General features: G+C 55.2%; 19 protein-coding genes. 13 read left to right on the top strand and 6 right to left on the bottom strand.

Translation table 11 applies throughout. From position 1 onward, the window contains the following. Positions 1–108 precede the first annotated feature (108 nt). The 3 genes from ELK40_RS09165 to icd all read right to left on the bottom strand — a co-directional run bounded on the left by ELK40_RS09165 (position 109) and on the right by icd (position 2,104). Positions 109–354: a DUF2543 family protein gene (locus tag ELK40_RS09165; RefSeq protein ID WP_111965567.1), complete on the bottom strand. Its 246-nt coding sequence runs from the start codon at positions 352–354 to the stop codon at positions 109–111. A 74-nt stretch (positions 355–428) separates the two neighbouring features. Then, entirely contained in the window at positions 429–776 is a 348-nt protein-coding gene (locus ELK40_RS09160) for a DUF1304 domain-containing protein (protein ID WP_115874783.1), read from the bottom strand. Between the two features lie 77 nt (positions 777–853). Next, on the bottom strand, positions 854–2,104 hold the full coding sequence (icd, locus tag ELK40_RS09155; RefSeq protein ID WP_023292761.1) for an NADP-dependent isocitrate dehydrogenase: 1,251 nt from the start codon (positions 2,102–2,104) through the stop codon (positions 854–856). Positions 2,105–2,221: 117 nt separating this feature from the next. On the opposite strand from icd, the gene rluE reads away from it, so the two are divergent. The 8 genes from rluE to ELK40_RS09115 all read left to right on the top strand — a co-directional run bounded on the left by rluE (position 2,222) and on the right by ELK40_RS09115 (position 10,031). Then, positions 2,222–2,875, top strand: coding sequence for a 23S rRNA pseudouridine(2457) synthase RluE (rluE, locus tag ELK40_RS09150; RefSeq protein WP_127730428.1), 654 nt, complete (start codon positions 2,222–2,224; stop codon positions 2,873–2,875). Between the two features lie 9 nt (positions 2,876–2,884). Beyond that, positions 2,885–3,358, top strand: a complete 474-nt coding sequence (locus tag ELK40_RS09145) for an NUDIX hydrolase (RefSeq protein ID WP_008500754.1) — start codon at positions 2,885–2,887, stop codon at positions 3,356–3,358. 40 nt (positions 3,359–3,398) lie between these two features. After that, entirely contained in the window at positions 3,399–4,511 is a 1,113-nt protein-coding gene (gene mnmA / locus ELK40_RS09140; RefSeq protein ID WP_021241033.1) for a tRNA 2-thiouridine(34) synthase MnmA, read from the top strand. A gap of 27 nt (positions 4,512–4,538) precedes the next feature. After that, positions 4,539–5,168: a high frequency lysogenization protein HflD gene (gene hflD, locus ELK40_RS09135; RefSeq protein ID WP_013097081.1), complete on the top strand. Its 630-nt coding sequence runs from the start codon at positions 4,539–4,541 to the stop codon at positions 5,166–5,168. Between the two features lie 19 nt (positions 5,169–5,187). Further along, positions 5,188–6,558 (top strand): adenylosuccinate lyase, encoded by a 1,371-nt coding sequence (gene purB, locus ELK40_RS09130; protein WP_008500757.1) that lies wholly within the window; start codon positions 5,188–5,190, stop codon positions 6,556–6,558. 123 nt (positions 6,559–6,681) lie between these two features. Further along, positions 6,682–7,353 (top strand): two-component system response regulator PhoP, encoded by a 672-nt coding sequence (gene phoP, locus ELK40_RS09125; protein ID WP_127732761.1) that lies wholly within the window; start codon positions 6,682–6,684, stop codon positions 7,351–7,353. Further along, positions 7,354–8,817 carry a two-component system sensor histidine kinase PhoQ gene (gene phoQ / locus ELK40_RS09120; RefSeq protein WP_111965562.1) on the top strand — a complete coding sequence of 488 codons (1,464 nt, stop codon included), beginning with the start codon at positions 7,354–7,356 and terminating at the stop codon, positions 8,815–8,817. A 92-nt stretch (positions 8,818–8,909) separates the two neighbouring features. Further along, a complete protein-coding gene (locus tag ELK40_RS09115; RefSeq protein WP_127730426.1) occupies positions 8,910–10,031 on the top strand; it encodes a cupin domain-containing protein in 1,122 nt (373 codons plus the stop codon). Between the two features lie 41 nt (positions 10,032–10,072). Here ELK40_RS09115 and pepT read toward each other — a convergent pair whose 3' ends face one another. Then, positions 10,073–11,296 (bottom strand): peptidase T, encoded by a 1,224-nt coding sequence (pepT, locus tag ELK40_RS09110; protein ID WP_127730424.1) that lies wholly within the window; start codon positions 11,294–11,296, stop codon positions 10,073–10,075. Between the two features lie 237 nt (positions 11,297–11,533). Between pepT and potA the strand changes: the two genes are divergently transcribed. From potA to potD, 4 genes are read left to right on the top strand one after another with little or no spacing between them, the layout of a single operon-like run. Continuing rightward, the gene (potA, locus tag ELK40_RS09105) at positions 11,534–12,676 is read left to right on the top strand and encodes a spermidine/putrescine ABC transporter ATP-binding protein PotA (RefSeq protein ID WP_181574049.1); all 1,143 of its coding nucleotides are present in this window, start codon (positions 11,534–11,536) and stop codon (positions 12,674–12,676) included. Next, the gene (gene potB / locus ELK40_RS09100) at positions 12,660–13,517 is read left to right on the top strand and encodes a spermidine/putrescine ABC transporter permease PotB (protein WP_127730422.1); all 858 of its coding nucleotides are present in this window, start codon (positions 12,660–12,662) and stop codon (positions 13,515–13,517) included. The genes potA and potB overlap by 17 nt, the downstream gene beginning before the upstream one ends. Continuing rightward, complete coding sequence (gene potC, locus ELK40_RS09095; RefSeq protein WP_033145228.1) at positions 13,514–14,305, top strand: spermidine/putrescine ABC transporter permease PotC; 792 nt, start codon at positions 13,514–13,516, stop codon at positions 14,303–14,305. The genes potB and potC overlap by 4 nt, the downstream gene beginning before the upstream one ends. Continuing rightward, positions 14,302–15,336, top strand: a complete 1,035-nt coding sequence (potD, locus tag ELK40_RS09090; RefSeq protein ID WP_127730420.1) for a spermidine/putrescine ABC transporter substrate-binding protein PotD — start codon at positions 14,302–14,304, stop codon at positions 15,334–15,336. Before potC ends, potD begins: the two co-directional genes overlap by 4 nt. A gap of 46 nt (positions 15,337–15,382) precedes the next feature. Here potD and ELK40_RS09085 read toward each other — a convergent pair whose 3' ends face one another. Then, entirely contained in the window at positions 15,383–16,612 is a 1,230-nt protein-coding gene (locus tag ELK40_RS09085; protein ID WP_127730418.1) for an HDOD domain-containing protein, read from the bottom strand. Positions 16,613–16,849: 237 nt separating this feature from the next. Here ELK40_RS09085 and ELK40_RS09080 point away from each other — a divergent pair, with 237 nt between their 5' ends. Next, positions 16,850–18,781, top strand: a complete 1,932-nt coding sequence (locus tag ELK40_RS09080) for a methyl-accepting chemotaxis protein (RefSeq protein WP_127730416.1) — start codon at positions 16,850–16,852, stop codon at positions 18,779–18,781. Positions 18,782–18,826: 45 nt separating this feature from the next. Here ELK40_RS09080 and cobB read toward each other — a convergent pair whose 3' ends face one another. Continuing rightward, complete coding sequence (gene cobB / locus ELK40_RS09075; RefSeq protein ID WP_127730414.1) at positions 18,827–19,648, bottom strand: Sir2 family NAD+-dependent deacetylase; 822 nt, start codon at positions 19,646–19,648, stop codon at positions 18,827–18,829. Between the last annotated feature and the right edge of the window lie 5 nt (positions 19,649–19,653).

Here is a 19,653-nt window from a genome sequence, read left to right as displayed (position 1 = left end):
TTTATCGACGCCCCCGCTTCGCATATTCTGCGGAAAAAGTGCATGTGGTCCGATAGCGTGATGCTTAGCTGTATCGCAAAGCATCAGCATAACGGTTTTTGAAGCAGGCTATTCATTTCCCCACTGATTGAGGAAGTTCGCAATATCATCAATGCGCCCCGCACGGATCCCGGCCTCAGCGGCCATCTCCTGCTGGGCTTCCTCGCTAATCTCCTCGTTATTCGATAAACGGGTAAGCAGCAGCTGGAAATAATGTGCCAGCGCGTCAAGCTCTGACTCAGCGACGGACTCTGCGGCTTCCGTCGCGTACTCATCGGCAATGTCATAATATTTCAGTGGGATATCGTTGTTCATAACTGTCTCGTCGCTAACCTGTAAGGGTGAAGCCATCAGTATATCGGACGCCTTATCTCAACCAAAGCATTGCTTCAGATGAGCAACGCAAGCAGCGCCGCGAGAGCGGGTACGGCCTGTACATACAAAATTTTCCGGCTGGCGGTGGCTGCGCCAAAGAGCCCGGCGATCAGCACGCAGGCCAGGAAGAAGATGGCCACCTGAATACCCTTTTCGCCGAGCCAGAGGCTCCAGAGCAGACCTGCCGCCAGAAAACCGTTATACAGCCCCTGATTCGCGGCCAGTACGCGGGTATCGCGCGCAAAATCAGGACGCAGATTAAAGGCCTTGTGCCCTGTTTTGGTATTCCACAGGAACATTTCCAGCACAAGAATGTAGAGATGGATGAGTGCAACGACAGCGATAAGAATAGTAGCTAGCATCGTGTTGTCTCCCGCAGGCAGAGGCAAAAAAAACGGGAACCCTCAGGCCCCCGCTCTTGTTTAACCCAGAATCTGGATTACATGTTCGCGATAATCGCGTCGCCAAACTCTGAGCATTTCAGCAGCTTAGCGCCTTCCATCAGACGTTCGAAATCGTAAGTTACGGTTTTCGCGTTGATCGCGCCTTCCATACCTTTAACGATCAGGTCTGCGGCTTCGAACCATTCCATATGACGCAGCATCATTTCTGCAGACAGGATGATAGAGCCTGGGTTCACTTTGTCCTGACCCGCGTATTTTGGTGCAGTACCGTGTGTCGCTTCGAACAGGGCGCATTCATCACCGATGTTCGCGCCAGGGGCGATACCGATACCGCCAACCTGCGCTGCCAGGGCGTCAGAAATGTAGTCACCGTTCAGGTTCATACAGGCAATCACGTCGTATTCTGCAGGACGCAGCAGGATCTGCTGCAGGAACGCATCGGCGATCACATCTTTAATGACGATCTCTTTGCCGGTGTTCGGGTTCTTGATCTTCTGCCATGGGCCGCCGTCGATCAGCTCACCGCCGAACTCTTCTTTCGCCAACTGGTAGCCCCAGTCTTTGAACGCGCCTTCGGTGAACTTCATGATGTTGCCTTTGTGAACCAGGGTCACAGAGTCGCGGTCGTTGGTGATAGCGTATTCAATCGCCGCACGCACCAGACGCTTGGTCCCTTCTTCGGAACATGGCTTGATGCCGATACCACAATGCTCAGGGAAGCGAATTTTCTTCACGCCCATCTCTTCGCGCAGGAATTTAATCACTTTTTCTGCGTCAGCAGAGTCCGCTTTCCATTCGATACCCGCGTAGATGTCTTCTGAGTTTTCGCGGAAGATAACCATATCGGTCAGTTCAGGGTGCTTAACCGGGCTTGGGGTGCCCTGATAGTAACGAACCGGACGCAGACACACGTACAGGTCCAGCTCCTGACGCAGTGCCACGTTCAGGGAACGGATACCGCCGCCAACTGGCGTCGTCAGTGGGCCTTTAATAGCAACGCGGTAGTCGCGGATCAGGTCCAGCGTTTCTGCTGGCAGCCAGACGTCCTGGCCATAAACTTGAGTAGATTTCTCACCGGTGTAAATTTCCATCCAGGAAATTTTACGCTCGCCTTTGTAGGCTTTCTCAACAGCGGCATCAACCACTTTCAGCATCGCCGGGGTAACGTCTACACCGATTCCGTCACCTTCAATGAACGGGATAATCGGATTGTGAGGAACGTTAATCTTGCCGTTTTGCAGGGTGATCTTTTTACCTTCCGCCGGAACAACTACTTTGCTTTCCATTAACCTCTCCTTCGAGCGCTTCTGGTTGTTACTGATCTTATGTTAATAAATTGTAATGAGCCCTTCGATAGTACCTGATTGTCCTGCGCCATGAAAGGTCTTCGTTATTAGGCTATAATGCGGCAATTGATAACGCCTGAAAATACCATGACGAAAACTTCTTTTACAAAACACCGGGTTGAGCGATTCAGCTCACGACAAGCCGCCAGAAGACCGCAAGAAACCCAGCCAAAGCGGATTATTTTGTTCAATAAACCCTACGATGTTTTGCCGCAGTTTACCGATGAAGCCGGGCGCAGCACGCTGAAGGATTTTATTCCCGTTCAGGGCGTCTACGCAGCCGGGCGTCTGGACCGCGACAGCGAAGGCCTGCTGGTCTTAACCAACGACGGCGCGCTGCAGGCGAGGCTCACGCTGCCGGGCAAACGCACCGGCAAAATTTACTTCGTCCAGGTCGAAGGCGAGCCGGACGAACAAACGCTGGAAAAATTGCGCAAAGGCGTCACGCTGAACGACGGCCCAACCCTGCCCGCAGGTATTGAACGCGTGAATGAACCGGAATGGCTGTGGCCTCGCAATCCGCCGATTCGTGAACGCAAATCCATCCCGACAAGCTGGCTCAAAATCACCCTTTATGAAGGCCGCAACCGTCAGGTTCGCCGCATGACCGCACATGTCGGCTTCCCTACCCTGCGTCTGATTCGCTACGCCATGGGCAGCTACACGCTGGATACGCTGGCAAACGGCGAATGGCGCGACGTCACCCCTTAAGGAGTCACTATGTTTAAACCTCATGTTACGGTTGCCTGCGTGGTCCACGCCCGGGGTAAATTCCTGGTTGTCGAAGAGAGCATTAACGGCAAAGCGCTGTGGAACCAGCCTGCCGGACACCTTGAAGCCAATGAGACCCTGCTGCAGGCAGCGAAACGCGAGCTGTGGGAAGAGACCGGTATTCACGCTGAACCCCAGCACTTCATCCGTATGCACCAGTGGATTGCGCCCGACAGCACCCCGTTCCTACGCTTTTTATTCGCCGTTGAGCTTAGCGAAACGTGCGCCACTGAGCCGCAGGATGACGATATAGACCGCTGTCTGTGGGTCACCGCCGACGAGATCCTGAACGCGCCAAACCTGCGCTCCCCGCTGGTTGCGGAAAGCATTCGCTGCTGGCAGTCAGGCGCACGCCTGCCGCTGGATGTCATCGGCGCATTTAACTGGCCGTTTACAGAGGGTGCCAATGGTGGGGGGGCGTGATAGAATACGCCGCCTTGAAGTTCAATGTCGTGAGTATTCCATGTCAGATAACAGCCAGAAAAAAGTGATCGTCGGCATGTCCGGCGGTGTCGATTCCTCCGTTTCCGCCTACCTGTTACAGCAACAGGGCTATAAGGTGGAGGGCCTGTTCATGAAGAACTGGGAGGAAGATGATGGCGAGGAATACTGCACTGCCGCAGCGGATCTTGCCGACGCGCAGGCCGTATGCGATAAGCTCGGCATTGAACTGCACACCGTTAACTTTGCCGCAGAATACTGGGACAACGTTTTTGAACTGTTCCTCGAAGAGTACAAAGCGGGCCGCACGCCGAACCCGGATATTCTGTGCAACAAAGAGATCAAATTTAAGGCCTTCCTGGAATTCGCCGCGGAAGATTTGGGCGCTGACTACATCGCGACCGGCCACTACGTGCGTCGTGCAGACGTGAATGGTAAAAGCCAGCTGCTGCGCGGTCTGGACGGCAACAAAGATCAAAGCTATTTCCTCTATACGCTGAGCCACGAGCAGATCGCCCAGAGCCTGTTCCCGGTCGGCGAGCTGGAAAAGCCGCAGGTGCGTAAAATCGCCGAAGAGCTGGACCTGATCACCGCGAAGAAAAAAGACTCTACCGGCATCTGCTTCATCGGCGAGCGTAAATTCCGCGATTTCCTGGGGCGCTACCTGCCCGCACAGCCGGGTAAAATTGTCACCGTCGACGGGGAAGAGATTGGCCAGCACCAGGGGCTGATGTACCACACCTTAGGCCAGCGTAAAGGCCTGGGTATCGGCGGGACGAAAGAAGGTAGCGAAGATCCGTGGTACGTCGTCGACAAAGATGTCGAAAACAATATTCTGGTTGTTGCTCAGGGTCACGACCATCCGCGTCTGATGTCCGTTGGCCTGATCGCGCAGCAGCTGCACTGGGTCGATCGTGAGCCGCTGAAAGGCACGCTGCGCTGCACGGTGAAAACACGCTACCGTCAGACCGATATTCCTTGCACCGTTACCGCGCTCGATGACGATCGCATTGACGTGCGCTTCGACGAGCCGGTTGCCGCCGTCACCCCAGGTCAGTCTGCTGTCTTCTACAGCGGTGAGATCTGCCTGGGCGGCGGGATCATTGAACAGCGCCTGCCGCTGCCTGCTGTTTAATACGATTGCACACATAAAGGAGACCGTGTGGCGAAGAACTATTATGACATCACCCTGGCGCTGGCGGGAATTTGCCAGTCAGCCCGTCTGGTGCAACAGCTCGCGCATCAGGGTCATTGCGACGCTGATGCCCTGCACGTTTCACTGAACAGCGTTATCGATCTTAACCCCGGCTCGACCCTGGGCGTGTTCGGCGGCAGTGAAACCAATCTTCGTCTCGGTCTTGAAACCCTGCTTGGCGTGCTTAACGCCAGCAGCCGTCAGGGATTAAACGCAGAGCTGACCCGCTACACGTTGAGCCTGATGGTGCTGGAGCGTAAGCTGAGCGCAGCAAAAGGCGCGCTTAATACCCTGGGCGATCGCATTGCCGGGCTACAGCGTCAGCTCGATCATTTTGACCTGCAGTCCGAAACGCTGCTCAGCGCCATGGCCGGCATTTATGTTGACGTCATCAGCCCGCTGGGACCGCGTATACAGGTCACCGGCTCCCCTGCCGTGCTGCAAAGCCCGCAGGTACAGGCAAAAGTGCGCGCGTCCCTGCTGGCAGGTATCCGCGCCGCCGTGCTGTGGCACCAGGTCGGTGGTGGCCGCCTGCAGTTAATGTTTTCTCGTAATCGCCTGACCACTCAGGCAAAACAAATTCTTGCTCATTGTTAACCTCCCGGAGTTGCGAATTATGGAATTATCCTCACTGACCGCCGTATCCCCTGTCGATGGACGCTACGGCGATAAAGTCAGCGCGCTGCGCGGGATCTTCAGCGAATATGGTTTGCTGAAGTTCCGTGTTCAGGTTGAAGTACGCTGGCTGCAAAAGCTGGCCGCCCAGGCAGCAATCAAGGAAGTTCCTGCTTTTGACGAAAAGGCAAACGATTACCTTGATAAAATCGTTGCCGAGTTTAGCGAACAAGACGCCGCGCGCATTAAAACCATTGAACGCACCACCAACCACGATGTTAAGGCGGTTGAGTACTTCCTGAAAGAGAAAGTAGAAAGCGTTCCTGCGCTGCACGCCGTGTCTGAGTTCATTCACTTCGCCTGTACCTCTGAAGACATCAACAACCTGTCCCATGCGCTGATGCTCTCCACCGCGCGCAAAGAGGTGGTGCTGCCTTACTGGCGTAAAATCATCGACGCGGTGAAAGCGCTGTCCGTGGAATACCGCGACATTCCGCTGCTCTCCCGTACCCACGGCCAGCCAGCCACCCCGTCCACGATGGGTAAAGAGATGGCCAACGTAGCGTATCGTATGGAACGCCAGTACCGTCAGCTGGAGCAGGTTGAGATCCTCGGCAAAATCAACGGCGCGGTCGGTAACTATAACGCCCACATCGCCGCTTATCCGGAAGTGGACTGGCACCAGTTCAGCGAAGAGTTCGTGACCTCTCTGGGCATTCAGTGGAACCCGTACACCACCCAGATTGAGCCGCACGACTATATCGCCGAACTGTTTGACTGCATCGCGCGCTTCAACACCATCCTGATCGACTTCGATCGTGACGTGTGGGGCTACATCGCCCTGAACCACTTCAAGCAGAAAACCATCGCCGGTGAAATCGGCTCTTCCACCATGCCGCACAAAGTAAACCCTATCGACTTCGAAAACTCAGAAGGCAACCTGGGCCTGGCGAACGCCGTGCTGCAGCATATGGCGAGCAAACTGCCGGTATCCCGCTGGCAGCGCGACCTGACCGACTCCACCGTACTGCGTAACCTGGGCGTGGGCATTGGCTATGCGCTGATCGCGTATCAGTCCACCCTGAAAGGCGTGAGCAAGCTGGAAGTGAACCGTGACCGTCTGCTGGACGAGCTGGATCACAACTGGGAAGTTCTGGCGGAGCCAATCCAGACCGTGATGCGCCGTTACGGTATCGAAAAACCGTATGAGAAGCTGAAAGAGCTGACCCGCGGCAAACGCGTTGACGCCGAAGGCATGAAGCAGTTTATCGACGGTCTGGCGCTGCCGGAAGAAGAGAAAACGCGCCTGAAGGCGATGACCCCGGCGAACTACATTGGCCGCGCCATCACCATGGTTGACGAGCTGAAGTAACGCCCCTCTCCCCCTTTTCGCCCGAAAAGGGGGATGCTTTTCCCCGGTTTACTCAATGTTTATCCCCAAAACAACATAATCAGCGTTAAACTATTCATACCAATTATTTAGGGAGAAGAGATGATGCGCGTACTGGTTGTTGAGGATAACGCATTGCTACGTCATCACCTGAAGGTTCAGCTTCAGGAGATGGGACATCAGGTGGACGATGCTGAAGACGCAAAAGAAGCCGATTATTATCTCAATGAACACCTGCCGGATATCGCCATTGTCGATTTAGGGCTGCCTGACGAAGACGGTCTGTCGTTGATTCGCCGCTGGCGCAGCCACGATGTCTCCCTACCGGTTCTGGTTCTGACCGCCCGTGAAGGCTGGCAGGATAAGGTCGAAGTGCTCAGCGCGGGTGCGGATGATTACGTCACCAAGCCGTTTCATATTGAAGAGGTGGCGGCGCGCATGCAGGCGCTGTTACGCCGCAATAGCGGGCTGGCCTCACAGGTTATTTCCATCCCGCCTTTCCAGGTCGATCTTTCCCGTCGGGAGTTAGCGATCAATGATGAAGTGATCAAGCTTACCGCCTTCGAATACACCATTATGGAAACGCTGATCCGTAACAACGGCAAAGTGGTAAGCAAAGATTCCTTAATGCTCCAGCTTTACCCTGATGCGGAACTGCGCGAGAGCCATACCATTGACGTGCTGATGGGGCGTTTGCGCAAGAAAATTCAGACGCAGTATCCGCAGGATGTCATTACCACCGTCCGTGGCCAGGGCTACCTGTTCGAATTACGCTAAATGAGACGGATTTTACGCCATATTCTGCCCCTCTCCCTGAGGGTTCGTTTCTTACTGGCAACGGCCGCCGTCGTGCTGGTGCTGTCACTCTCCTACGGCATGGTCGCCCTGGTGGGCTATAGCGTCAGCTTTGATAAAACCACCTTTCGGCTGCTGCGTGGCGAAAGCAATCTTTTTTATACCCTGGCGAAGTGGGAAAACAATCAAATCACCGTCGAAATGCCGGAAAACCTCAACCAGCAGAGTCCAACGCTGGCCCTGATTTATGACGAAAAGGGCAAGCTACTGTGGGCGCAGCGTGACATCCCATGGCTGGTCAAAAGCATTCGTCCGGACTGGCTCAGAACCAACGGGTTTCATGAAATTGAAGCCGATCTCAACACCACCAGCTCGCTGATCCGTGAAGATCGCTCCCTGCAGCAAAAGCTGAACGAGATCCGCGCCGACAATGCCGAAACGGAGATGACGCACTCCGTCGCGATTAACCTCTATCCGGCGACGCTAAACATGCCGCAGCTGACCATTGTGGTGATCGACACCATTCCGGTCGAGCTGAAGCGTTCTTATATGGTCTGGAGCTGGTTCATCTACGTTCTGGCTGCGAATCTCCTGCTGGTGATCCCGCTGCTGTGGGTGGCGGCATGGTGGAGCTTGCGCCCCATTGAATCACTGGCGAAAGAGGTTCGCGAGCTGGAGGAACATCATCGCGAGAAGCTGAACCCGGAAACCACGCGCGAGCTCACCAGCCTGGTGCGAAACCTCAACCGCCTGCTGAAAAGCGAACGCGAACGCTATGATAAATACCGTACGACGCTTACCGACCTGACCCACAGCCTGAAAACCCCGCTCGCGGTCATGCAAAGTACCCTCCGTTCAATGCGCAGTTCGAAGCTGAGCGTCGACGATGCCGAGCCGGTGATGCTGGAACAGATCAGCCGTATTTCACAGCAAATTGGCTATTACCTGCATCGCGCCAGCATGCGTTCCGGCAGCGCGCTTCTGAGCCGCGAGCTGCACCCGGTAGCCCCGCTTCTGGATAACCTCACGTCTGCCCTCAACAAGGTGTATCAGCGTAAAGGGGTGAATATCAGCCTCGATATCTCGCCAGAGATAAGCTTTGTGGGTGAAAAAAATGACTTCATGGAAGTGATGGGTAACCTGCTGGATAACGCCTGCAAATACTGCCTGGAGTTCGTGGAAGTATCTGCGCGCCAGACGGAAACCGAGCTGCATATTATCGTTGAGGATGATGGCCCGGGGATCCCGCGCAATAAGCGTGACGTGGTGTTCGATCGCGGGCAGCGCGCCGATACGTTACGTCCAGGACAGGGCGTAGGATTAGCCGTCGCGCGCGAGATTGTCGACCAGTACGACGGGAAAATCGAAACCAGCGAGAGCCTGCTGGGCGGCGCCAGAATGGAGGTCATTTTTGGTCGCCAGCAGCCCACATCGAACGATAGTTAACCCGTTATGTGAAAAATGCGAGGATCTCGCAGCCGGGGGGCTGAGCTTCCGTTATAATCCGAGTCAGTAAGAGCCTGCGGAATAAAAAAATTATGGATTATCACTTAACGCTTAACTGGCCCGAGTTTATTGAACGTTACTGGCAAAAACGCCCGGTGGTTCTGAAACGCGGGTTCAGCAATTTTGTCGACCCCATCTCGCCTGACGAGCTGGCCGGTCTGGCCATGGAAAACGAAGTCGACAGCCGTCTGGTCAGCCACCAGGACGGGAAATGGCAGGTTAGCCACGGTCCTTTCGAAAGCTACGATCACCTCGGTGAAAACAACTGGTCTCTGCTGGTGCAGGCGGTCAACCACTGGCACGAGCCAACTGCCGCCTTAATGCGTCCGTTCCGCGCCCTGCCCGACTGGCGCATGGACGATCTGATGATCTCCTTCTCCGTGCCTGGCGGCGGCGTGGGTCCACATCTGGACCAGTACGACGTATTCATCATTCAGGGTACGGGCCGCCGCCGCTGGCGCGTGGGCGAAAAAGTACCTATGAAGCAGCACTGCCCGCATCCGGACCTGCTGCAGGTTGATCCGTTTGAAGGGATTATCGACGAAGAGCTGGAGCCGGGCGATATTCTCTACATTCCGCCGGGATTCCCTCACGAGGGTTACTCGCTGGAAAACTCCCTCAACTACTCCGTGGGGTTCCGCGCGCCAAGCGGCCGCGAGATGATCAGCGGATTTGCCGACTACGTTCTGCAACGCGAGCTGGGCAGCTATCGTTACAGCGACCCCGATGTGCCTGAACGCGAGCATCCGGCCGATATCCTGCCCGCAGAGCTGGATAAGCTGCGCGGCATGATGCTGGATCTGATCAACGAACCGGAACATTTCCGTCAGTGGTTTGGCGAGTTTATCAGCCAGTCTCGTCATGAGCTGGACGTTGCGCCACCGGAGCCGCCTTATCAGGCTGACGAGATTTATGATGCGCTCCAGCAGGGCGACAAGCTGGTACGTCTGGGCGGGTTGCGCGTGCTGCGCATTGGCGAGGAGGTATTCGTCAACGGCGAGAAGCTGGACTCTCCGCACCGTCCAGCGCTCGAATCCATAGCCAGCCATTTGGTGCTGACTGCCGATACCTTTGGCGATGCGCTGGAAGACCCGTCTTTCCTCGCGATGCTGGCCGCGCTGGTTAACAGCGGGTACTGGTTCTTTGAGGACTGAGTCGCCTTAATGCCCGGTGGCGCTTTGCCACCGGGCTTTTCTTACCGCTTCGCGGTCAACTCCGCTATCCGCACTATCACCTTCACCGCTTTTTCCATTCCTTCGAGCGTCACAAACTCATGCTTGCCATGGTAGTTGTAGCCACCGGTAAACAGGTTCGGGCACGGTAGCCCCATGAATGACAGCTGAGAACCGTCGGTGCCGCCGCGAATCGGTTTTAATATAGGTTCAATATCGCAGTCGCGCATCGCCTGCTGGGCGATATCGAGAATATGCGGATGCGCCATCACCTTCTCGCGCATATTGTAATAGCTGTCTTCGATGATGAGCTCAATGTAGCAGTCGGGATGCAGGCCCTTACCCACCTTCTTGGCGATCTCCATCATCTTACGCTTGCGTGCCTCGAAGGCTTTACGGTCGAAATCGCGGATGATGTAGTGCATCTGCGCGCTGTCCACGGTGCCTTTGATGCTGGTCAGGTGATAGAAACCTTCATACCCCTCGGTCTGTTCGGGGCTCTCTTCCGCCGGGACTTCCGCATGAATTCGCGACGCCAGCGACAGCGCGTTCACCATGACGCCTTTCGCCGAACCGGGGTGAACGTTGTTGCCGACAATTTTGATCGTGACGGACGCGGCATTGAAGTTTTCATATTCCAGCTCACCGACGCCGCCACCGTCGACGGTGTAGGCCCACTGGGCGTTAAAGACGTCCACGTCGAAGTGCTTCGCGCCCTTGCCGACCTCTTCATCCGGCGTAAAGGCCACGCGGATGTCGCCGTGCGGAATATCTTTGCCCTTCAGCACCGCCAGCGCCGTCATGATTTCCGCGATCCCCGCTTTGTCATCCGCCCCCAGAAGGGTTTTCCCGTCGGTGGTGATCAGCGTCTGGCCCAGCAGCTGATGCAGCACCGGGAACATCACGGGCGAGAGCACTTCGTCGCCAATGCCCAGCGCAATGTCGCCGCCGCGGTAATTTTCCACAATCTGCGGGTTCACATTTTTACCGCTAAAATCAGGAGAGGTGTCGACATGGGAGATAAAGCCAATTGCCGGAATGTCACCCGGGACATTCGCCGGCAGCGTTCCCATCACAGTGCCTTTCTCGCTTAACGTGACGTTGACCAGCCCCATGGCGTCAAGCTGCTCTTTCAGCAGGTTTAATAACTTCCACTGGCCTTCGGTGCTCGGCACCTGGCGAACACCCGGTTTAGATTGGGTATCCAGCGAAACGTACTGTAAAAAACGCTCAAGTAATTTATCCATGCAGTCACCCTCACTTTTTGTGACAACATTATCAATAAGCATCAAAACGCAAATATTGCGTCAGGTCACTTTTATCCCGCAAACGAGAATATTTTCCGTTTATATCGTTATGCGTTAGTAAATGTAGCTTATGAATCAGTGACAAGGATTGGCGATTGCAGGGGATTGCCGTAGAATGTCCGCCCTCATTACGAGTCACCAAGGTGGTTACACACAAACCCCGCTTCAGTCTGCTGCCTGAGGCGTCTATATGGGACAGCGCAAAAATTGAATACACAAACCCGTTCACCGCTGGTGAAACTGGAACGAATTCGTAAAAGTTTTGATGGCAAAGACGTTATTTCCGATCTCACTCTCACCATCAATGACGGTGAGTTTCTGACGCTGCTTGGCCCCTCCGGCTGCGGCAAAACAACCGTACTGCGCCTTATCGCCGGGCTGGAAAGCGTCGATAACGGCCATATCCATCTAGAGAACCAGGACATTACCCGGGTTCCTGCCGAAGATCGCCACGTTAATACCGTCTTTCAGAGCTATGCCCTGTTCCCGCACATGACCGTTTTTGAAAACGTGGCGTTTGGCCTGCGGATGCAAAAAACCCCGGCGCATGAGATCGAACCGCGCGTCACCGACGCCCTGCGCATGGTACAGCTTGAGACGTTTGCCCAGCGTAAACCCCATCAGCTTTCCGGCGGCCAGCAGCAGCGCGTGGCCATCGCCCGCGCCGTGGTTAACAAGCCGCGTCTGCTCCTGCTGGATGAATCCCTCTCCGCGCTGGATTACAAGCTGCGCAAGCAGATGCAGAACGAGCTCAAAGCCCTGCAGCGCAAGCTCGGCATTACCTTTGTCTTCGTCACCCACGATCAGGAAGAAGCCCTGACCATGTCAGACCGCATCGTGGTGATGCGCGACGGCAAAATCGAGCAGGACGGCACGCCGCGTGAAATCTACGAAGAGCCGAAGAACCTTTTTGTCGCCAGCTTCATTGGCGAGATCAATATCTTTGACGCCACGGTGATTGAACGTCTGGACGACCAGCGCGTGCTCGCCAGCGTCGAAGGACGCGAATGCAATATCACGGTGAATTTCCCCGTCGAGAAGGGACAAAAGCTCAACGTTCTGCTGCGCCCGGAAGATCTGCGCGTCGATGAAATCCACGGCAATACCGAGGCCGAAGGGTTAATCGGCTATATCCGCGAGCGCAACTACAAAGGGATGACCCTGGAGTCTGTCGTCGAGCTGGAGAACGGTAAAATGGTGATGGTCAGCGAGTTCTTTAACGAGGACGACCCTGACTTCGACCACTCGCTCGACCAGAAAATGGTTGTCAACTGGGTAGAAAGCTGGGAGGTTGTGCTGGCTGATGAAGAACACAAGTAAGTTCCAGAATGTGGTGATTGCCACGATCGTCGGTTGGCTTGTGTTGTTTGTCTTTTTACCCAACCTGATGATCATCGCCACCAGCTTCCTGACCCGCGACGACGCTAACTTCGTTTCGCTGGTCTTTACGCTGGATAACTACGCGCGCCTGCTCGATCCGCTCTATTTTGACGTGCTGCTGCACTCGCTCAATATGGCGCTAATTGCCACCGTTGCCTGCCTGGTGCTCGGGTATCCCTTCGCATGGTTCCTCGCGGGCCTGCCGCAAAAGGTGCGGCCCCTGCTGCTGTTTTTACTGATTGTTCCATTCTGGACCAACTCGTTAATCCGCATCTACGGGCTGAAAATCTTCCTCAGCACCAAAGGCTACCTCAATGAGTTTCTACTGTGGCTGGGGGTGATCGATACGCCGATCCGCATCATGTTTACCCCGAGCGCGGTCATTATCGGCCTGGTCTATATCCTGCTGCCGTTTATGGTGATGCCGCTCTACTCCAGCATTGAGAAGCTGGATAAACCGCTGCTGGAGGCGGCAAAAGATCTGGGTGCCAGCAAGTTCCAGACCTTTATCCGCATTATCATCCCGTTGACTATGCCCGGTATTATCGCGGGCTGTTTGCTGGTCATGCTTCCGGCCATGGGTCTGTTCTACGTTTCTGACCTGATGGGTGGCGCGAAAAACCTGCTGATTGGGAATGTGATCAAGAGTCAGTTCCTGAACATTCGCGACTGGCCGTTCGGGTCCGCCACCAGCATCACGCTAACGGTGGTGATGGGTCTGATGCTGCTGGTCTACTGGCGCGCTTCACGGCTGCTGAACAAGAAGGTGGAACTCGAATGATCGGTCGACTGCTTCGCGGCGGTTTTATGACCGCCATTTACGCTTACCTGTATATCCCGATCGTTATTTTGATCGTGAACTCGTTTAACAGCTCACGCTTCGGGATTAACTGGCAGGGCTTTACCACCAGCTGGTACAGCCTGCTGATGAACAACGACAGCCTGCTGCAGGCCGCTCAGCACTCGCTGACGATGGCGATCTTCTCCGCCACCTTTGCCACGCTAATTGGTTCTCTGACCGCCGTGGCGCTCTACCGCTACCGCTTTCGCGGTAAACCGTTCGTCAGCGGCATGCTGTTTGTGGTGATGATGTCGCCGGATATCGTGATGGCGATTTCGCTGCTGGTGCTGTTTATGCTGCTGGGCGTACAGCTTGGCTTCTGGTCGCTGCTGTTTTCCCATATCACCTTCTGCCTGCCGTTTGTGGTGGTGACCGTCTTTGCGCGCCTGAAAGGGTTCGACGTGCGCATGCTGGAGGCGGCGAAAGATCTGGGCGCCAGCGAGATGACCATCCTGCGCAAAATCATCCTGCCGCTGGCGATGCCCGCCGTGGCGGCCGGATGGCTGCTGAGCTTTACCCTGTCGATGGATGACGTGGTGGTCTCCTCCTTCGTGACCGGGCCGAGCTATGAAATTCTGCCGTTGAAAATCTATTCGATGGTGAAAGTCGGCGTTTCACCCGAGGTGAACGCGCTGGCGACCATTCTGCTGGTATTTTCGCTGGTTCTGGTGATCGCCAGCCAGGTTATTGCTCGTGATAAAACAAAATCTCAGGGGACAATGAAATGAAAAAAATGCTCGCCGCTGCGGCGCTGGTGCTCGGCATGGGTGCCGCGCACGCTGATGACAGCAAAACGCTCTACTTCTACAACTGGACCGAGTACGTGCCGCCGGGCCTGCTGGAACAGTTCACCAGGGAGACGGGCATCAAGGTGATCTACTCGACCTACGAGTCGAATGAAACCATGTACGCCAAGCTGAAAACTTACAAAGATGGCGCGTACGATCTGGTGGTTCCCTCCACCTACTTTGTCGACAAAATGCGCAAAGAGGGCATGATCCAGAAGATCGACAAAACGAAGCTTACCCATTTTTCAAACCTCGATCCTGAGATGCTCAACAAGCCGTTCGACCCGAATAACGACTACTCCATTCCGTATATCTGGGGGGCAACCGCGATTGGCGTTAACAGCGAGGCCGTCGAACCGAAATCGGTGACAAGCTGGGCCGATCTGTGGAAACCGGAATACAAGGGCAGCCTGCTGTTGACCGACGACGCACGCGAAGTGTTCCAGGTGGCACTGCGCAAGCTGGGCTACTCGGGCAATACGACGGATCCTAAAGAGATTGAAGCGGCGTATGCCGAGCTGAAAAAGCTGATGCCTAACGTGGCGGCATTCAACTCTGATAACCCGGCAAACCCGTATATGGAAGGCGAAGTGAATCTGGGGATGGTCTGGAACGGCTCCGCGTATGTTGCCCGTCAGGCCGGTACGCCGCTTGAGGTGGTCTGGCCGAAAGAAGGTGGGATTTTCTGGATGGACAGCCTGTCTATTCCGGCCAATGCGAAAAACGTTGAAGGGGCGCATAAGCTGATTAACTTCCTGCTGCGCCCGGACGTGGCGAAACAGGTTGCTGAGACGATTGGCTACCCGACGCCAAACCTCGCCGCACGCAAGCTGCTGAAGCCTGAAGTGGCTAACGATAAATCGCTCTATCCGGATGCCGAAACCATCAGCAAAGGCGAATGGCAGAACGATGTCGGCGACGCCAGCCGCCTCTACGAAGAGTATTACCAGAAGTTAAAAGCGGGCCGGTAACGGTATCGCGTTCTTCCTCACGCCGCCTGTACGGCGTGAGGAAGGATTAACTGACCGCATTCTCTCCTGCCCAGATCGTCGCCTTTCGCATCGCCTCAACCACTTCTTCATCCGACAGCCCCAGCCTCTGACGTACTCTGGTCGCTTCGTCCCACTGCTGCTGTTCATAGTAACGGCAAAGGTTAATCATATCGGCTAACCGTCCTTCCTGATGACAAAGCGCGTTGCTCACGCTCTGCGGGACCGCAATTTGCTTCATCAACTCTGCCATCGGCAGCTCAAGGAGGGTATCCAGAAGAGAAAACAGGCCGCACATGAACGCATTTTCAGCCAGAATCGGTTCGTTCATCGTCTCTGCGATCAGCTCGCAGAACTTGCCGCGCATCATGCTCAGCGGATAAAGCTCGCTGACGGTATCATTGCCCGCACTGGCGAGGACCACGACGGCAACAAACCGTCGGAGCTGATTTTCGCCAAGATACCTGAGCACTTCGCTCAGGGTTAACTTGCTGAAATTACAGGCGCCGACATGCTTAAACGCCGTATGCTTCATATAGCGCATGATTTTATAAGAGAGCGTGAGATCGGTTTTTATCAACGACTCGATAATTCGAAAATCAGGCTTATTGCGTCCGACCTCCATTTGCAGTCGAAAAATCGCCAGCTGATTTTGCGACAGCCGTTTATATTTAATGACCTCCGGACGGCAGAAAAAATAGCCCTGAAACAGAGAGAACCCCTCGTCCCTGTATTGGTTGAATTCCTCTTTAGTCTCAACTTTTTCAGCGAGATATTTAATATGACCGGTCAGATGTTTGCGTGCTTTCAGATACGCTTTAATTTGCGCTAAAGTATAATTTCTGACGTCGAATTTCAGGATCGAAATATAGGGTAAAAAAGCATCCCATTCTGGTGCAAGGGTGAAATCATCAAGCGCAAACTGATAACCATACGCATTCATCTCCCTGACGGCCTGCAGCAGTTCGGCCCCCGGCACAGCATCTTCAAGGATCTCAATGACCACGCTCTCTTTATCCAGCGCTTCTCCACTGTGGTCTATGACCATTCGCGAAGGGAAATTAATAAACGACGTATGTGCCCCGGCGATGCGCTGGGAGGGCACGCATAAAAACTGATCGGATATCATTCTGGAGGTGGCATATTCCGCCGACACATCCGGAAAACGGTTTGTCATCCCGTCTCTGAAGAGCAGCTCATAGGCCACCGTCTTCATCTCAGGGTTAAAAATGGGTTGTCGCGCAATAAATCCGTACATATCCCATCCTCCTTTACCACTTAATATTTATTAGCATCCTCTTTCTACACGATGATAACGAGCATTATCGAGCGCTATTTTGATTGAATGCACAAAATAAAAGCATCCACACTAATTAACGGGATTAAATATTCTGGAATTTAAATTAAATATATCCGGCGCTCTACAGAAAGAGGATGAAATATCCGATAAGTACTGTGTGCCTGCCCGACATGCACAACATTACGGGAGATGAGAATGAAAGACGCCATGGTCCGAAGAAAAAAAATAAGAGTCAAGACGTTGATGCTATTGTCCATTTTCCTCACTGTGACGGTGGGCTTTACGGCAACGATCGGGTTTATGATGTGGCAGTGGATGGCGCAGCAAGAGGTGCTGGCCAAAAAACATATCCGCCAGATAGCCGAGGTACAGGCTTTACAGGTCAGCAAACAGCTGGATTCCGCCCTGACTGCCGCCCGGGATATGGGCAACAGCGCCCTGGCGCTGCGCGAGGCGGGCGTATCCGACCGCCAGAGCCTGAACCAGCTGCTTATCCACTACCTCTCGGCTCACCCACAGTTTCTCTCCATGTCGATGGCCTTTGAGCCCAACGCGTTCGACGATAAAGATGCCGCCTTTGCCGGTCAGAGCGGTGAAGATCCTGCCGGACGCTACGCCCGCTACGTCGACCGCGATGCCACCGGCAAACCGGCATTACACCTGCTGACTGACATCGAAACACCCGGCAGCGGTGATTATTATTTGCTGCCGAAACAGCGGCATAAAGATGTGATCATCGAGCCCTATATTTACCCCTACAACGGCGTGGACGTGATGCTCACCTCGATTGCCGCACCCATCATGCGTGACGGCCAGTTTCTGGGCTCGGTCACCTCTGACTTCTCCCTCGCCACGCTGCAATCGACGATCGGTGCGATTAAACCGTGGAACGGCACAGGCTACGCCCTGCTCCTCTCAGCGGGTAATAACGTGGTGTCCAGCCCGGACAAACGCGCGGCAGGCAAGCCTTACACCGGTCCGATTGCCGGTCATGACGTCACCCGGGTAAACGATCCGCTGCTGATGGAAGAGGTGTTCATCACCTGGCAGGACATCGCCGTCGGTAACAGCCAGACGCCGTGGAAGCTGGCCATTATCACTCCGGTTAGCGAAGTGATGGCCGAAGCGCGGGCATTTTTACTGAAAGCCATCATCATGATGATGTTAAGCATCGTTGCGGTCAGCCTGGTGATGGCCCAGATCTTTACCCGCAAGGTTGACCGTCCGGTTGGAGGGGAACCTTCGGAGGCCGCCGGGATCGCCCTGGCCGTTGCCCGGGGAGAGCTGAACAACACCATCCCGGTTCGTTCCGGGGATACCCACAGCATTTTTTATGCCCTGCACACCATGCAGACGCAGCTCAAGCGCATCGTCGACAACATCAGCGAAGCCAGCCACTCCGTGCACGGCGGCACCAGCGAAATTTCGGCGGGCAACCTTGACCTCGCCTCACGTACCGAAGAACAGGCGGCGGCGATTGTTGAAACAGCAGCCAGCATGGAAGAGATTTCGGTCACGGTTAAAAATAATGCCGACAACGCCCACAAGGCGACCACGCTGACCGATCGCGCCGCGAGCCTCGCCGGGCATGGCGAAACGCTGGTAAACGACGTGGTGATGGTGATCGGAGAGATTGACGAGAGCGCGCGTAAGATCGGTGAGATTAACAGCATCGTCGACGGCATCGCCTTCCAGACCAATATCCTGGCGCTGAATGCTGCCGTTGAAGCGGCGCGCGCGGGCGAACAGGGGCGCGGTTTCGCAGTGGTCGCAGGGGAAGTGCGCAACCTTGCCCAGCGAAGCGCTAACGCGGCTAAAGAAATTTCCCAGCTGATTGCCGAGTCCTCAGGCCGCGTCAGCAAAGGCGTTGAGCTGGTCAATGAAACCGGCGTAATGATGAAACAGGTGATTGAGGCGGTGTCGCACGTGCATCTGGTCATCAACGACATTGTCCAGGCGCTGGACGAGCAGAACCGCGGGATAAGCCAGGTCAGTACCGCCGTTAACCAGATGGACAGCACCACCCAGCAGAACGCCTCTCTGGTTCAGCAGATCTCCGCTGCGGCGCTCTCGCTGGACGAGCAGGCTAAATCGCTGGAGAAGACGCTGGCGTTCTTTCATTCTTAAATAAAAAGGCACCCGCTGGGCGGGTGCCTTTTCAGGCGATTGCCGTTACAGCCCTTTCAGCAGCTTGTCGACAAACTCCGGGACGACCGTGCTTGCCAGGCCATAGTGTTTCTCTTCAAACTCGCTGCCCACCTGGCTTGGCTCAAGGTTGAGCTCTACCGTATGCGCACCGTGCAGTCGCGCTTCGTGGACAAACCCTGCCGCAGGGTAAACGTGGCCGGATGTTCCGATGGCGATAAACACGTCGGCCATCGCCAGCGCGCTGTAGATCTCATCCATTCCCAGCGGCATTTCGCCAAACCAGACCACGTGAGGACGCAGGCGCGACGGGAACTGGCAGCAGTGGCACTTATCCTCTGGCAGCACGTCCTCTTTCCAGTCCAGCACCTGACCGCTCCAGGCGCAGCGAACCTTGAGCAGCTCGCCGTGCATGTGGATGATGTTCTTGTTACCGGCCCGTTCGTGGAGATTGTCGATATTCTGCGTCACCAGCAGAAAACGATCGCCCAGCGTCTCTTCCAGCTTCGCCAGCGCCAGATGCGCCGCATTCGGCGCGACGTCAGGCTGCTGAAGCTGACGACGGCGTGCGTTGTAAAACGCCTGCACGAGATCCGGGTCGCGGGCAAAGCCTTCCGGCGTGGCGACATCCTCCACGCGGTGCTCTTCCCACAGTCCGTCCGCCGCGCGGAAGGTTCGAATTCCTGACTCGGCCGAGATCCCCGCTCCGGTCAGCACCACCACTCTGGGTTTATCCATCGCTTCTGGCATCATTCTGTCTCTGAAAAAGATCCGCTGGCGCAAGCGCTCACGCAAGCGGCGTTTGTTTTTGCGAAAACGGCTGAGTCGACCCTGGCGACGCGACAGCATAGAAA

The sequence above is a fragment of the Enterobacter sp. N18-03635 genome (assembly GCF_004006055.1).
GTDB classification, from domain to species: domain Bacteria; phylum Pseudomonadota; class Gammaproteobacteria; order Enterobacterales; family Enterobacteriaceae; genus Enterobacter; species Enterobacter vonholyi.
Note: the sequence above shows the minus strand (reverse complement) of the source record. Positions and strands in the feature narration are given on the sequence as shown.